A 14,479-nucleotide genomic window follows, 5' to 3' on the forward strand; every position below is an offset into this window, starting at 1 on the left:
GTAGTTCCTCCGGTCGGATCGGGTGTCTGAGCCGGAGGTCTCTTCCGCCGAGCAGGCATGCAGCACCTGGCACGACTCGACGCGCCGGGCCGCAGCGGCAGCCGTGATGACGACAGGTCGACGAAAGGAATACTCCCCTCCGCGCGCCATTCTGCCAGAGCGTGCACATGGCACCGGCACGCGAGATGCTCTCGGGGTGGTTGTGAAGCACCTCCGGCTGGTCGACAGGCCGGCAAGCGCGACAGCGCGCGACGCCCTGCTGAGACGCGGCAAGCGCATCGACGTCGCGACCCTGCTCGACGACGCGGTGCTCCGCGCCCAGGAGACCGACGTGCCCGGACGCGCCGCCGTCTCGGGATTCACGTGGGAGCCTCACGACTCGGGCACCGAGCTCTGGTACCCGCAGGGCGTCACGACTTCCGCGGACGCCACAGGCAGCGGGGCCGCAGGCACGAGCGGCCGCAACGTCGTGGTCGTCAGCTGGTACGCCCATGAGGGCGCGCTCCGCAACGGCGCACGCCTCACGTTCGTCGATCTCGACACCCTCCACTACCGGCACGTCCTGCTCGTCCGCGCACGGCGTACGCCGTGGGGGGTCTGCATCCTGCCGGTGCCGATCCACGCCGGCGGCATCGCCTGGTACGGGCCGTACCTGTACGTCGCGGCCACGAGGGCAGGCGTGTACGTGTTCCGCGTGGAGGACCTGCTCGAGCTGCCCCCGCGCCGCCGTAAGGGTGTCGCTGGGCGGCTCGGGTACGACATGGTGCTACCCGTGCACCACCGCCTCACGTCGCGTGGGCGCGACGCCGGCAGCCGCGTCCGCTACTCGTTCCTCTCGCTCGCGCACGGGCTCCCCGACACCGACTCGCCGCCCGCGCTGGTCGCCGGCGAGTACGGCGGTGTCGGCAAGACGCAACGGCTGTGGCGGTACGCGTTGGACCCCGAGACGCACCTCCCCCGGCGGGGCGCCGACGGGCACGCCACTCCGGACGAGCTGCATCCTGACCAGTCACCGCGGATGCAGGGAGCGACGGTCCTCGACGGCACCTGGTACGTGACGACGAGCCAAGGGCGCGGCAACGCCGGCGATCTGCTGGTCGGCGAGCCGGGGGCGTTCCGGCGGCACAAGCGCGTCCTGCCCACGGGGTGCGAGGACATCGCCGCCTGGCCGCAGCGACGCCAGCTCTGGAGCGTGACGGAGTGGCCGTGGATGCGCTGGGTGTACGCGGTCGACGCCGACGCCTGGCCGGGTCCGGTCGCGCCTCCACCGGCCGAGCAGTCGGGCGCTCGGCCTATCCCGCCCCGGCCGCCTGCATCTGGCGCAGCTCCTTCTTGAGCTCACCGATCTCGTCGCGCAGCCGCGCGGCCACCTCGAACTGGAGCTCCTCGGCGGCGGCGTGCATCTGTGTGTTGAGCTCCTGGATCAGCGCAGCGAGCTCGGAGGCCGCCATCGTCGACGTGTCGACGTGGGTGCCGTCGCCCGACGCGCCCACCAGCGGCACCGGGGACTTGCCACGCGACTGCGCCCGTCCGGAGCCCACGAGCTGCTCCAGGTCGGCGTCCTCGCGGGCCAGCATGTCGGTGATGTCGGCGATCTTCTTGCGCAGCGGCGTCGGGTTGATGCCGTGCTCGGTGTTGTATGCCACTTGGATCGCACGCCGTCGGTTGGTCTCGTCGATCGCCTGCTCCATCGACGGGGTCACCGAGTCCGCGTACATCACGACCTGGCCCGACACGTTGCGCGCCGCGCGGCCGATGGTCTGGATCAGCGAGCGGCCGGACCGGAGGAAGCCCTCCTTGTCGGCGTCGAGGATCGCGACCAGGCTCACCTCGGGGAGGTCGAGGCCCTCGCGGAGCAGGTTGATGCCGACGAGGACGTCGTACTCGCCCATCCGCAGCTCGCTGAGGAGCTCGACCCGCCGCAGCGTGTCGACCTCGCTGTGGAGGTATCGGGTGCGGAGGCCCGCCTCCAGCAGGTAGTCGGTGAGATCCTCGGCCATCTTCTTGGTGAGCGTGGTGACCAAGACGCGCTCGTTGCGCTCGACCCGGCCACGGATCAGGTCGATCAGGTCGTCGATCTGGCCCTTCGTCGGCTTCACGATGACCTCGGGGTCGACCAGCCCAGTGGGGCGGATGATCTGCTCGACGATGTCGCTCGGGTCCTCGACCTTGGACATCTCGTACGGGCCGGGCGTCGCCGAGAGGTAGACGGTCTGGCCGATGCGCTGGAGGAACTCCTCCCACTTCAACGGGCGGTTGTCCATCGCGCTCGGGAGGCGGAAGCCGTGCTCGACGAGGGTCCGCTTGCGGGACATGTCGCCCTCGTACATGCCGCCGATCTGCGGGATCGTCACGTGCGACTCGTCGACCACGAGGAGGAAGTCCTCGGGGAAGTAGTCGAGAAGGCAGTTGGGAGCGGAGCCGGGCGGGCGTCCGTCCATGTGGAGGGAGTAGTTCTCGATGCCGGAGCAGGTGCCGACCTGGCGGATCATCTCGACGTCGTACGTGGTGCGCATCCGCAGCCGCTGAGCCTCCAGGAGCTTGCCCTGGCGCTCCAGCTCGGCGAGCCGCTCCTCGAGCTCCCGCTCGATGCTCTGCACGGCGGTCTCGAGCCGCTCCGGACCGACGGTGTAGTGCGTGGCCGCGCCGACGTACAGCTCCTGCTCGTCGCTGAGCACCTCGCCGGTGAGCGGATGCAGCGTCATCAGGCGCTCGATCTCGTCGCCGAAGAACTCCACCCGCACCGCGAGCTCCTGGTAGACGGGGAAGATCTCGAGCGTGTCGCCGCGGACCCGGAACGTGCCGCGCGTCGCGGCCAGGTCGTTGCGGGCGTACTGGGCCGTGACCAGGGTGCGCAACAGCTTGTCGCGGTCCATCTCGGAGCCGACCCTGAGGTGGATCATGCGGTTCATGTACTCCTCGGCGGAACCGAGGCCGTAGATGCACGAGACGGTCGCCACCACGATCACGTCGCGGCGGGTGAGGAGGTTCCAGGTGGCGGAGTGCCGCAGCCGCTCGACCTCCTCGTTGATGGAGGAGTCCTTCTCGATGTAGGTGTCGGTCTGGGGGACGTACGCCTCGGGCTGGTAGTAGTCGTAGTACGAGACGAAGTATTCGATGGCGTTGTCGGGGAACAGGTGCCGCAGCTCGTTGGCGAACTGCGCGGCGAGGGTCTTGTTGGGCTGCATCACGAGGATCGGACGCTGCACCTGCTCGGCCAGCCAGGCCACCGTCGCCGTCTTGCCCGTGCCGGTCGCACCCAGCAGGACCGTGTCGGTCTCTCCGCGCTGCACCCGCTCGGTGAGCTCCTTGATGGCCTGCGGCTGGTCGCCGCTCGGCTCGAAGTCGGAGACCACGTGCATCGGCGCGACCTGACGCTGGAGATCCTTGACGGAACGCATGTCTCCGAGACTACGGCGTGGGTCCGACAGAGTCCTTGCGTGCACGTCGGCGCAGGTATCCCGGCGCGAGCACGACCAGGCCGACGAGGGCGACGATGACGACACCGACGAGGACCGGGGAGATCGCGTTCACGTCATCGCTCGCGCCGTCGACAACCACGGCACCGTCGGCGGCGTCCGGGTCGGCGGCGGCCTCCGACTCCTCCACCGGCGTCGGGAACGCCCCGGTCGGGGTCGGCGACGCCGGACGGTAGGCCGAACGGTCGCTCGAGGCCGCCTCCAGCGCGTCGAGCACGGCGTCATCGACGGGTGCCGTGCCGCTGCAGACGCCCGACACGAGCGCCCCGTCGACGTCCTGGACGAAGAACACGTACTGCTGGTCCGTCGCGAGCTCAGGCGGGTCGTCGCCCATGTCCGGCTCCATGACCACGGGCGTCGTGCTCGGCACCTCGCCCTTGTAGACGTCGGTGACCGCGACGACGACCGTGTCGTCGTCGGCCGCGCTGGTGGTCGGGGTCCCGACGAAGACCGCGTCGACACGCTCCAGCTGCGCCACGGGATCGATCTGCGCGCAGCTCGTCGCGCTGGCCGGAACGGCGGTCACGCCCACCGCGACCGCCACTGCGGCCATCATCGCCGACCTGCGCATCCGGGCCTCCCGTCGCTGGATGACGACGAAATCCGCCGTGCGTGCCTACGGTACTCGCCCCAAGTCGCCTCCGAGGTGGTGTCGCTCCCCAGGAAAACGCACCGAAGCCCTAGACTTCGGATGTGGGAGAAGAGAACGCCGAAGCAGCCGAACCACGGACGCTCCGCGGAGCAAGGGCCACCGCCGCCCGCCGTCGCGCCCGCGAGGACGAGATCATCCGCGCGACGCGCACGCTGTTCGACACGGTCGGCCTGCGGGATGCGCAGATCGAGGACATCGCCCAGGCGGTCGGCATCAACCGCGCGATCATCTACCGCCACTTCTCCGGCAAGGAGGAGTTGTTCGCGGTCACGCTGATCGGATACCTCGACGAGCTCGCCGAGGTCATGCGGGCGGCCGACGACGAGAACGCCACCCCGACGGAGCGGCTCGAGAACGTCGCCGAGGCCTTTCTCGACCGCGGCCACGAGTATCCAGCGTTCGTCGACTGCGCCCTCGACCTGCTGAGCAAGTCGGCCGAGGAGCTGTTCGAGAGCGTGTCCGAGGGGGCGATGATCCGGTTGGGCCGCGGCATGCTCGGCCCGCTGGGCGCGCTCGCCCACGTGCTGGAGGCCGGCAACAAGTCGGGCGACTTCCACGTCGAGGACCCGTTCATGCTCGCCAACATGCTCTACACGCAGTCGCTCGGCGCGCTCCAGTTCGCACGCAACCAGCTGCTGGTCAGCGAGGGGGCGCCCGGCGTCCCCGCCGTACGGCGCGTGCCGTGGGAGGCCGTCAAGCGCCACACGATCCGCGCGGCGCACGCGATGGCGGTCGCTGACTGACGCCCGCGACCGCCCCGCCGGTCGTCAGCGCTCGAGGATCGCGGTCACGCCTTGACCGCCCGCCGCACAGATCGAGATGACCCCGCGGCCCGATCCCTTCTCGGCCAGCAGCTTGGCGAGCGTCGCGACGATGCGTCCGCCGGTGGCGGCGAACGGGTGCCCGGCCGCGAGCGAGGACCCGACGACGTTGAGCTTGCTGCGGTCGATCGAGCCGAGCGGCGCGTCGAGGCCCAGGCGCTCCTTGCAGAAGATCGGGTCCTCCCACGCCTTGAGCGTGCTCAGGACCTGCGAGGCGAACGCCTCGTGGATCTCGTAGAAGTCGAAGTCCTGGAGCGTCAGCCCGGCGCGTTCGAGCATCCGTGGCATCGCGTACGCCGGCGCCATCAGCAGCCCTTCGTGGCCGCTCACGTAGTCGACTGCGGCTGTCTCGTACTCGGTGAGGTACGCGAGGGGCTCCCACCCCTTCTTCTTCGCGTACGTCTCCGACGCCAGGAGGACGGTCGACGCGCCGTCGGTCAGCGGCGTGGAGTTGGCGGCGGTCATCGTGGCGCCCTCTCCCCTGCCGAAGACCGGCTTGAGCGTGGCGAGCTTCTCGACCGACGAGTCGGCGCGCAGGTTCTGGTCACGCTCCAGCCCGAGGAACGGCGTGAGCATGTCGTCGAGGAACCCTCGCTCGTACGCGGCGGCGAGCTTGTGGTGCGACTCCACCGCGAGCTGGTCCTGGTCTTCGCGGGTGATGCCCCACTCGACCGTCGTGAGCGCCTGGCTCTCCCCCATCGAGAGGCCGGTGCGGGGCTCGGAGTTCTGCGGGATCGACGGCGCGAGGTCGGACGGGCGGATCTTGGCCAGCGCCGCGACGCGCGCCTTCAGCGACTTGGCGCGGTTGGCCTCGAGGAGCGCCTTGCGCAGGCCCTCTCCGACGGCGATCGGAGCGTCGGAGGTGGTGTCGGACCCGCCGGCGATGCCGACGTCGATCTTGCCGAGCGCGATCTTGTTGGCGACGAGCACCGCAGCCTGGATGCCGGTGTCGCAGGCCTGCTGGACGTCGTACGCGGGGGTGGCCGGGTCGAGCTTGGACCCCAGCACCGTCTCGCGTGCCAGGTTGAAGTCACGGCTGTGCTTGAGCACCGCCCCGGCGGCGAACTCCCCCACCCGCTCTCCGACCAGGTCGTAGCGCTCGACCAGGCCGTCGAGCGCAGCGGTCAGCATGTCCTGGTTGGAGGCGTGGGAGTAGACGGTGTTGGACCGCGCGAACGGGATGCGGTTGCCGCCGATCACCGCGACCCGGCGCGGGGCGGTCTCGCGTGCCGCGGACGTCGATGCCGAGCGCTTGCTGGAGGTGGGTGCCATGGGGTCTCCTCGGGAGGACGTCGTTGCGTGAGCCACACTTCGGAGAGGGACGGCGCGTCCCCTGGTCCGACGATGTAACTCTAGGTTACGGTAAGAGCGCAATTCCAGATACCAAGGGTATTCGAGAGGCAGGACACACGAGATGAGCGACCGCTACCAAGACCTCGTCCACACGTCGGTCGGGAAGTTCTTGGTGAAGAACCTGGGTCTGCCCAACCCGCCGCGGCTCGAGCGTTTCAACGCCGGAGACCCGCTGGTGTCCGGCACGGTTCTCGTCGGCGCCGCACCCGCGAGCACCCTCGGCACGGCGCTCGGTGATGCGCTGTCGGCCCTCTCCGTCCCGACGACCGCTCGCCTCGCCGACGGCGAGAAGGTCAAGGGCATCGTCTTCGACGCGACCGGACTCGACACCGCCGCCGGACTGGACCGGGTCCAGGAGTTCCTCACGCCCGTCCTGCGCGGCCTCACCCGCTGTGCGCGGGTCGTCCTCGTCGGGACGCCGCCCGAGCAGGCCGGCAGCGCCGGTCGCGCGATCGCCCAGCGGGCGCTCGAGGGCGTCTCCCGGTCGCTCGGCAAGGAGCTCGGCAACGGCTCGACCGCTCAGACGGTGTACGTCTCCGGAGGCGCCGAGGACGCGATCGCGTCCACCCTCGGCTTCCTCCTGTCCCCCAAGTCGGCGTACGTCAGCGGTCAGGTCGTCCGGATCGGCACGGCCGGCATCACCGACGCCCCCACCTTCGAGGTCGCAGCACCGCTGACGGGCAAGGTCGCCCTCGTCACCGGCGCGTCGCGCGGTCTCGGCCTGGCGATGGCCCAGACGCTGCACCGCGACGGAGCCACCGTCGTCGGGCTGGACGTCGCGCCGCTCGCCGAGGACCTGCAGCGGGAGATGGCGTCCCTCGGCGGCGAGACCATCGTCCTCGACATCACCGCGCCCGACGCGCCGCAGCGGATCGCCGCCTACCTGTCCGAGCACCACGGCGGCGTCGACGTCGTCGTCCACAACGCGGGCATCACGCGCGACAAGCGGCTGCGCAACATGAAGACCGAGAACTGGCACAAGGTCGTCGAGATCAACGTCGACGCACCCCAGCGGATCACCGCAGAGCTGCTCGACCAGAAGCTGGTCCGCACCGGCGGCACGATCCTGGGCGTCTCATCCATCGCCGGCATCGCCGGCAACAACGGACAGACCAACTACGCCGCCTCCAAGGCCGGCGTGATCGGCTGGGTCCAGGAGCTCGCTCCACGCCTCGCACCGGCCGGCATCACGATCAACGCCGTCGCACCGGGCTTCATCGAGACCGACATGGTCAAGACGATCCCGCTCACCATCCGCGAGGCCGGACGCCGGATGAACTCGCTCTCGCAGGGCGGACTGCCGATCGACGTCGCGGAGACGGTCGCCTGGTACGCGAACCCGGGCTCGGCCGCCGTCTCTGGCAACGTGGTGCGCGTGTGCGGCCAGAGCCTGCTGGGAGCCTGACGTGACGGTCCGCCAGTTCGAGCACGCTCCGGCGACCCTCCCGCTCTACCTGCGCGCGGCCCTGCCCGCGCTCCCGGGGGTCGGCAGGCTTCCCGGCGTACGCCACGTGGCCGGCGCGGTGCCCGACGTGACGCTCGAGCGCACCAGGGTCACCACCGACCTCGACGACCTGGCAGCGTACGCGTCGGTGTGCGGATTCGGCATGCGCGGCACGCTCCCGGTGACGTACCCGCACATGGCGGCGTTCGGCCTCCAGATGACCCTGATGACCGACACGGCGTTCCCGTTCGCGCCGATGGGTCTGGTCCACCTGCGCAACAGCATCACCCAGCACCGACCGATCGCGGTCACCGAGTCGTACGCGGTGTCGGTCTACGCCACCCGGCTGCGCGACCACCCGAAGGGCCGGTTGATCGACCTGGTCAGCACCGCACGCGTCGGCGACGAGGTGGTCTGGGAGGAGACGATGACGCTGCTCCGGCGCGGCGGTGGCGGGAGCGCCGAGGAGCGCCGCGCGCCGCTGGACGGCGTCGAGGCACCCGCGCGGACCGCCACGTGGAGGCTCGACGCCGGACTCGGACGTCGGTACGGCGCGGTGTCGGGCGATCGCAACCCGATCCATCTCTCCCGGGTGACCGCGAAGGCCTTCGGGTTCCCCCGCCAGATCGCGCACGGCATGTGGACGAAGGCGCGTGCCCTCGCGGCGATCGAGAACCGACTCCCCGCGGCCTACACGGTCGACGCCGAGTTCCGTCGCCCGATCCTGCTCCCCGCCACGGTCGGCTTCGGACAGGACGCCGACGGCGACCGAATCCTGTTCGGCGTGACGGGGCGCGCCCGCGACGACCAACCAGCGCCGACGCACCTCGTCGGGCGCGTCGTACCCCTCTGAGACGTCAGGCTGCACAGACCAGGGCGCAACCTGCCCAGGCCTCCGCCTGACCATGCAGGATCGGTGCTGCATCTGAGCACCGATCCTGCATGATCGTCTCGCCGTCGACGAGGCGCCCTGGGAGTTGTGAGCACAAGCGCGGCTACTATCCGCGTCCTGGCCGAGGACGTCTCGGTGACCCACATTATGGAACTGATGGCGCTGATGCCCTCGGACGGCTCCACCGCGGTCTGCGATCGCTGCACGAGGACTCCCGTCGGTCGCGGCACCTATGCCTGCGGGCGCGGCTTCACCGGGCGGATCAGGCCCTCCTGGGCGACCGACGCGACCAGCGCGCCGTCCTCGGCGAAGATGTTGGCCGTGGTGAAGCCGCGAGCGCCGATCGCCGACGGCGACGTCTGGTCGTACAGCATCCAGTGGTCGGCCCGGACCGGTCGGTGGAACCACATCGCGTGGTCCAACGACGCCGGCTGGATCCGCGGGGACCCGATCGTGAGCCCGTGCGGGACGAGCGAGCTGCCGAGCAGGGTCAGGTCGCTGATGTAGGTGAGGACGCACGCGTTGAGCACCGGATCGTCGGGGAGCTCGCCACCCGCTCGAAGCCACAGCCGCTGGATCGCCGGCACGAGGGTCCGCGCGGGATCGTCCGCCTCCCTGTTGTCGCCGACGTAGCGGACGTCCAGCGCGGCCCACTCGCTGCGCCAGTGCGCAGCGGCGCGCTCGTCCACGTAGCCGAGGACCTCCGACAGGGCTGGCGACGCATCGACCGGTGGCACGTCGGGCATGGCGTTCTGGTGCTCGTAGCCGTCCTCGGTCCGGTGGAACGACGCCGTCATGTAGAAGATGACCTTGCCGTGCTGGCGGGCCGAGACGCGCCGCGTCGAGAACGACCGACCGTCACGGATCCGTTCGACGTCGTAGACGATCGGCACGCTCGGGTCGCCGCCCAGCAGGAAGTAGACGTGCAGCGAGTGGACCGGCCGCTCCTCCGGGACGCTCCGCGAGGCCGCCATCAGCGCCTGCGCGGCGACCTGCCCCCCGAACACGCGCGTCAGCGTGCTGCCCTCGGGATGCGTACCGCGGTAGAGGTCCTCCTCGAGCTGCTCGAGGTCGAGAAGGTCTACGAGTTGTTCGATCGTTGCCGGCACGGTCGCCATCGTCTCACGCACCGGACGCCGCGCACGTGCACACCACGCGAGCGCTCGGCAGTGTGACCGGGGCTACTCGCCCGTGCCCGGCTCGCGTCGGTCGAGCTGCGCGAGGAACTCCTCGAACTGGGATCCGATCTCGTCACCCGTCGGCAGGTCCGACTCGTCCGCGACCAGCGGCGGCTCGACCGCGGAGCGGGTCATCTGGTCGTACTGACGCTCGAGGTTCGCGAGGACGTCTCCGCCGTCCTGCTCCTCGACCTGCTTGTGGATGTCGGCGACGGTCTCCGCCTGCTGGAGCCGCAGCTCCTCGAGGTCGAAGTGCAGACCCGTACGGCCCGCGACCGCCTCCAGCAGCGCGACGGAGGCGCTCGGGTACTCGACCTGGGCGACGTACTGCGGGACGTGGGCGACGTAGCCGACGGAGTCGTGGCCCCACTCCCCCAGCCGGATCTCGAGGACCGAGTGGATGCTCGCCGGGATGACGACCTGAGCCCGGAACAGGTTCTTCCGGTCGAGCAGCTCGCGACGGCTCGCGTGGTTGGTGATCACCGAGGGCCGGGTGTGCGGGACGCCCATCGGGACCGCGCCCAGGCCGATCACGAGCTCGACGCCGTACTCCTCGACGATCTCGTGGACCTCCTCGGCGAACTGCTCCCACCGGAAGTCCGGCTCGGGGCCGCTCAGCACGAGGTAGGGGGCGCCGTGGTCGTCGTGGTGGACGCGCAGCTCCAGCGAAGGACGGTCGTACTCGGCGTAGCGGTCGCGGTCGAAGACCATCGGGGGACGACGGCCGCGGTAGTCGTAGTAGTCGTCGAGGTCGAACTCGTGGACGACCTCGCCCTCGTCGCGCGACTGCAGGTGCTCGACCGCGAGCCGCGGGGCGGACCCGGCGTTGAGGAACCCGTCGAACGCGAAGAGCAGCGACGGGCGAACGCCCTCAGGAAGCTCGTCGAACACTCCGGACTCGCTGCGCTCCGGCCTCAGCCGGGCAAAGAACCTGCGCATCACGAGACCTCCCAACGTCGACCGGACGTGCCGTATTCCCCCTGTCGGGGACCGGGCGCGCCCGTGAAGGGGGGCCGGTGGCACTCCCTCCAGCCTACGTCGGAGGTGTCGACGCCCCTTCGGCGGCCGTCGGCTCGCCGACCCGCCTGAGACGGCTGTGACGTCGCCCATAGAGGAAGTAGACGACGAAGCCGAGCGCCATCCAGACCAGGAACCGGACCCAGGTCTCACCGACCAGGTTGAGCATCAGGTAGACGCAGGCGATCACGGCGAGCACCGCGACCAGGGTGGCCGCCGGGACCCGGAACCCGCGCGGCAGGTCGGGACGGGTCCGGCGCAGGATCACGACTCCGACGCTGACCAGCACGAACGCGAACAGGGTGCCGATGTTGACGAGGTCGGCCAGCGTCGACAGGTCGACGAACCCGGAGATCGCGGCCACGGCGAGGCCGGTGAGGACGGTGATCCGGTACGGCGTGCGGTGGGTCGGGTGCGTCCGGGCCAGCCAGCGCGGGAGCAGGCCGTCGCGGGCCATCGCGAAGGCGACGCGGGTCTGCCCCAGCATGAGGATCATCACGACCACGACGAGGCCGATGCAGGCGCCGACGGAGATGACGTCGCCCATCCAGGTCACCCCGACTGAGTCGAAGGCGGTCGCGAGCGGCGCACCGTCGTTGGGATCGATGTCGCGGAAGTTCTGCATGCCGGTGATCACGAGGCTGACGGCCATGTAGAGCACCGTGACGATCGCGAGCGACCCGAAGATCCCGATCGGGACGTTGCGCTGCGGGTCGTGCGTCTCCTCGGCGGTGGTGGCGACCACGTCGAAGCCGATGAACGCGAAGAAGACGATCGCGGCGCCCGCGAAGATGCCGGCAACCCCGTAGACGGCCGGCTCGAGCCCGAGCAGGGTCTGGATCAGCGGGACCTTCAGCCAGCCCCCCTCGCCTGCCGCAGGAGGCTCCGCCGGCGGCACGAAGGGCGACCAGTTCTGAGCGTCGATGTACTTGATGCCGGCGATGATCACGAGCATCACCACGGCGAGCTTGATGGCGACGACGACCTGGTTGATCCGGCTGGAGAACTTGATGCCCATGATCAGCACCCACATGACCAGCAGCGAGATCACGATGGCCGGGATGTCGACCACACCGGTCCCGGCCGCGGAGCGCAGCTGCTCGGGCAGCTCGAGGAAGGTGCCTTCGACCAGGTTGTTCCAGTACGACGAGAACCCGGACGCGAGGGCCGCCGAACCGACCGTGAACTCGAGCACCAGGTCCCAGCCGATCGTCCAGGCGATCAGCTCGCCGAACGTCGCGTACGAGAACGTGTACGCACTGCCGGCGACCGGGACGGTCGAGGCGAACTCGGCGTAGCAGAGCGCTGCGAGCCCGCAGGCCAGCGCCGCGACGAGGAACGAGACGGCGATCGCCGGGCCGGCGGTGGTCGCGGCCGCCTGACCGGTGAGGACGAAGATCCCGGCCCCGATGATCACGCCGACCCCGAAGACGATCAGGTCGATCGCACCGAGGTTGCGGTTCAGCCGGGTCTCCGGGTCGTCGGTGTCCTTGATCGACTGCTCGACGGACTTGGTGCGGAAGAGCTCGCTCTTGGCCATCCTGACCCCCTTCTCGGGGCCACTATGCCGCGTGACACCGGAGGCGGCAGATCGACTGAGGACGGCTCCGGCAGGTCAGAGCCGCGCGAGCGTGTCGGCCGCGATCGCGTCCGCGGTCAGTCCCATCCGCGCAAGCAGGACGTCGCGCTTCGCGTGGTCGAAGAACTCCTGAGTGACGCCGTGGACGCGGACTGGGGTACGGACGTCGGCGTCGGCAAGCATCTGGGTGAGCACCGACCCCATGCCGCCGACGCGGCCACTGTCCTCGATCGTGACGAGGAGGCGGTGCCGGGCGGCGAGGTCGACGAGAGCCGGGTCGAGCGGCTTGATCCAGCGGGGGTCGACGACGGTGACGCCCACGCCACCGGCGGCGAGCAGCGCGGCGGCGTCGAGCGCCTGGCGGGTCATCGGGCCCGCAGCAACGATCAGCACGTCCTCGGCGCCGTCGCGCAGGAGGACGTCGCAGCGTCCGACCGTGTCGACCGCCTCGATGTCGGCGGAGACTCCACCCTTGGGGAACCGGACGACCGTGGGGGCGTCGTCGACCGAGACGGCCTCGCGCAGCAGCTCGCGCAGCCGGGACCCGTCGCGCGGGGCCGCCAGCTGGAGGGTCGGCACGACCTGGAGGATCGACATGTCCCACATGCCGTTGTGGCTCGGGCCGTCGTCACCGGTGACACCGGCGCGGTCGAGCACGAACGTCACCCCGCACCGGTGGAGCGCGACGTCGAGCAGGACCTGGTCGAACGCACGGTTCAGGAACGTCGCGTAGACCGCCACGATCGGGTGCAGCCCGCCCATCGCGAGCCCCGCAGCGCTCGTCACGGCATGCTGCTCGGCGATGCCGACGTCGTAGGTGCGGTCCGGGAACTTGTCGGCGAAGGCGTCGAGCCCGGTCGGCGACAGCATCGCCGCCGTGATCGCGACCACGTCGGACCGCTCGTCGCCGATGCGTACGACCTCGTCCCGGAAGACCGAGGTCCACGACGTCGGCTCCACGGCGAGGGACTCACCGGTCAGGCGGTCGAACGCCTTCGCCTGGTGCATCTGGTCCTCTTCGTTGGCGACCGCGATCTCGTAGCCCTGCCCCTTGGTGGTGATCACGTGCACGATCACCGATCCGCCGAACGTCCGCGCCTGGGTGAGTGCCTTCTCGACGGCGGGTCGGTCGTGCCCGTCGATCGGGCCGACGTACTTCAGGCCGAGGTCCTCGAACATGCCCTGCGGGTAGAGCGCGTCCTTGAGGCCCTTCTTGATCGCGTGCAGCGCCTCGTAGGCAGCGTTGCCGACCGCGTTGGTGTTGGAGAGCCGGTCACGCACGGCCCTGAGGGTCGGCTCGTAACGCGGGTTCGTACGGAGCTTGGCGAGGTGGTTGGCGAGGCCGCCGACGGTGGGCCGGTAGGAGCGTCCGTTGTCGTTGACCACGACGACGAGCCGGTTGTCGTCGCCGGCAGCGATGTTGTTGAGCGCCTCCCAGGCCATGCCCCCGGTGAGCGCACCGTCGCCGATGACCGCGACGACGTGGTCGGGACGGCCCTGGACTGTGTTGGCCTTGGCGAGCCCGTCGGCGTACGACAGGCTCGTCGACGCGTGCGAGTTCTCGACGACGTCGTGAGGCGACTCGGCCTGGCTCGGGTAGCCGGACAGTCCGCCCTCGGTCCGCAGCTGCTCGAACGCGGCCGCGCGGCCCGTGAGCATCTTGTGGACGTACGCCTGGTGGCCGGTGTCGAAGACCACCCGGTCCCGCGGCGAGTCGAAGACACGGTGGATGGCCATGGTCAGCTCGACGACCCCGAGGTTCGGGCCGAGGTGGCCGCCGTGCGTCGCGACGGCGACGATCAGGCGCTCGCGGATCTCCTCAGCGAGAGCATCGAGCTCGGCGTCGGTGAGGTCCCGCAGATCACTCGGCTGGCTGATCTGGTCGAGCGTGGTCATGGTCCTCCGCGGATGTGGGTGGGCGTCATTCGATCTTAGGCCATCGCTCCCACCCGGCCACGGAACGTGCGGGAGCGCCACCGGGCGCAGAACGGCGGTGTGCCGCAACGCGCAATACCCCGGTACCGCGAGCCCCAGCACCCCTAGCGTGAGCATGTCCCCCTGGTC

Annotated in this window: 11 protein-coding genes; 4 read left to right on the plus strand and 7 right to left on the minus strand. The window is 70.1% G+C overall.

Features of this window, described 5'->3' with window-relative positions; genetic code table 11:
• Positions 1-196 precede the first annotated feature (196 nt).
• On the plus strand, positions 197-1,336 hold the full coding sequence (locus AB3M34_RS12255) for a hypothetical protein (protein ID WP_370614198.1): 1,140 nt from the start codon (positions 197-199) through the stop codon (positions 1,334-1,336).
• Here the strand turns inward: AB3M34_RS12255 and uvrB are convergent.
• Together uvrB and AB3M34_RS12265 are read right to left on the minus strand one after the other, a co-directional pair.
• Positions 1,293-3,401, minus strand: coding sequence for an excinuclease ABC subunit UvrB (gene uvrB / locus AB3M34_RS12260; protein ID WP_370614200.1), 2,109 nt, complete (start codon positions 3,399-3,401; stop codon positions 1,293-1,295). The two genes, AB3M34_RS12255 and uvrB, sit on opposite strands and share 44 nt — an antisense overlap.
• A gap of 10 nt (positions 3,402-3,411) precedes the next feature.
• Positions 3,412-4,050, minus strand: a complete 639-nt coding sequence (locus AB3M34_RS12265) for a hypothetical protein (RefSeq protein WP_370614202.1) — start codon at positions 4,048-4,050, stop codon at positions 3,412-3,414.
• A gap of 122 nt (positions 4,051-4,172) precedes the next feature.
• Between AB3M34_RS12265 and AB3M34_RS12270 the strand changes: the two genes are divergently transcribed.
• Positions 4,173-4,874, plus strand: a complete 702-nt coding sequence (locus tag AB3M34_RS12270) for a TetR/AcrR family transcriptional regulator (protein WP_370614204.1) — start codon at positions 4,173-4,175, stop codon at positions 4,872-4,874.
• Between the two features lie 24 nt (positions 4,875-4,898).
• Here the strand turns inward: AB3M34_RS12270 and AB3M34_RS12275 are convergent, their stop codons facing one another.
• Entirely contained in the window at positions 4,899-6,224 is a 1,326-nt protein-coding gene (locus AB3M34_RS12275) for an acetyl-CoA C-acetyltransferase (protein ID WP_370614206.1), read from the minus strand.
• A gap of 142 nt (positions 6,225-6,366) precedes the next feature.
• Between AB3M34_RS12275 and AB3M34_RS12280 the strand changes: the two genes are divergently transcribed.
• Both AB3M34_RS12280 and AB3M34_RS12285 read left to right on the plus strand, forming a co-directional pair.
• A complete protein-coding gene (locus AB3M34_RS12280) occupies positions 6,367-7,710 on the plus strand; it encodes a 3-oxoacyl-ACP reductase (protein WP_370614207.1) in 1,344 nt (447 codons plus the stop codon).
• A 1-nt stretch (position 7,711) separates the two neighbouring features.
• Complete coding sequence (locus tag AB3M34_RS12285; RefSeq protein WP_370614209.1) at positions 7,712-8,602, plus strand: MaoC family dehydratase; 891 nt, start codon at positions 7,712-7,714, stop codon at positions 8,600-8,602.
• Positions 8,603-8,871: 269 nt separating this feature from the next.
• On the opposite strand, the gene AB3M34_RS12290 is transcribed toward AB3M34_RS12285, so the two are convergent.
• The 4 genes from AB3M34_RS12290 to dxs all read right to left on the minus strand — a co-directional run bounded on the left by AB3M34_RS12290 (position 8,872) and on the right by dxs (position 14,311).
• Complete coding sequence (locus AB3M34_RS12290) at positions 8,872-9,750, minus strand: acyl-CoA thioesterase (protein ID WP_370614210.1); 879 nt, start codon at positions 9,748-9,750, stop codon at positions 8,872-8,874.
• 72 nt (positions 9,751-9,822) lie between these two features.
• The gene (locus AB3M34_RS12295; protein WP_370614212.1) at positions 9,823-10,758 is read right to left on the minus strand and encodes a PAC2 family protein; all 936 of its coding nucleotides are present in this window, start codon (positions 10,756-10,758) and stop codon (positions 9,823-9,825) included.
• Positions 10,759-10,852: 94 nt separating this feature from the next.
• Positions 10,853-12,376: an amino acid permease gene (locus AB3M34_RS12300; protein WP_370614214.1), complete on the minus strand. Its 1,524-nt coding sequence runs from the start codon at positions 12,374-12,376 to the stop codon at positions 10,853-10,855.
• A gap of 75 nt (positions 12,377-12,451) precedes the next feature.
• Entirely contained in the window at positions 12,452-14,311 is a 1,860-nt protein-coding gene (gene dxs / locus AB3M34_RS12305; protein WP_370614215.1) for a 1-deoxy-D-xylulose-5-phosphate synthase, read from the minus strand.
• Positions 14,312-14,479: the final 168 nt, after the last annotated feature.

Origin of the sequence: Mumia sp. Pv4-285 (assembly GCF_041320275.1) — a bacterium.
GTDB lineage: Bacteria > Actinomycetota > Actinomycetes > Propionibacteriales > Nocardioidaceae > Mumia > Mumia qirimensis.

What these genes read in the sequence shown, in the direction of transcription:
- uvrB (WP_370614200.1), bottom strand. Translation starts at nt 3,401, where the DNA reads ATGCGTTCCGTCAAGGATCTCCAGCGTCAGGTCGCGCCGATGCACGTG.
- AB3M34_RS12265 (WP_370614202.1), bottom strand. Translation starts at nt 4,050, where the DNA reads ATGCGCAGGTCGGCGATGATGGCCGCAGTGGCGGTCGCGGTGGGCGTG.
- AB3M34_RS12275 (WP_370614206.1), bottom strand. Translation starts at nt 6,224, where the DNA reads ATGGCACCCACCTCCAGCAAGCGCTCGGCATCGACGTCCGCGGCACGC.
- AB3M34_RS12280 (WP_370614207.1), top strand. Translation starts at nt 6,367, where the DNA reads ATGAGCGACCGCTACCAAGACCTCGTCCACACGTCGGTCGGGAAGTTC.
- AB3M34_RS12295 (WP_370614212.1), bottom strand. Translation starts at nt 10,758, where the DNA reads ATGCGCAGGTTCTTTGCCCGGCTGAGGCCGGAGCGCAGCGAGTCCGGA.
- AB3M34_RS12300 (WP_370614214.1), bottom strand. Translation starts at nt 12,376, where the DNA reads ATGGCCAAGAGCGAGCTCTTCCGCACCAAGTCCGTCGAGCAGTCGATC.
- dxs (WP_370614215.1), bottom strand. Translation starts at nt 14,311, where the DNA reads ATGACCACGCTCGACCAGATCAGCCAGCCGAGTGATCTGCGGGACCTC.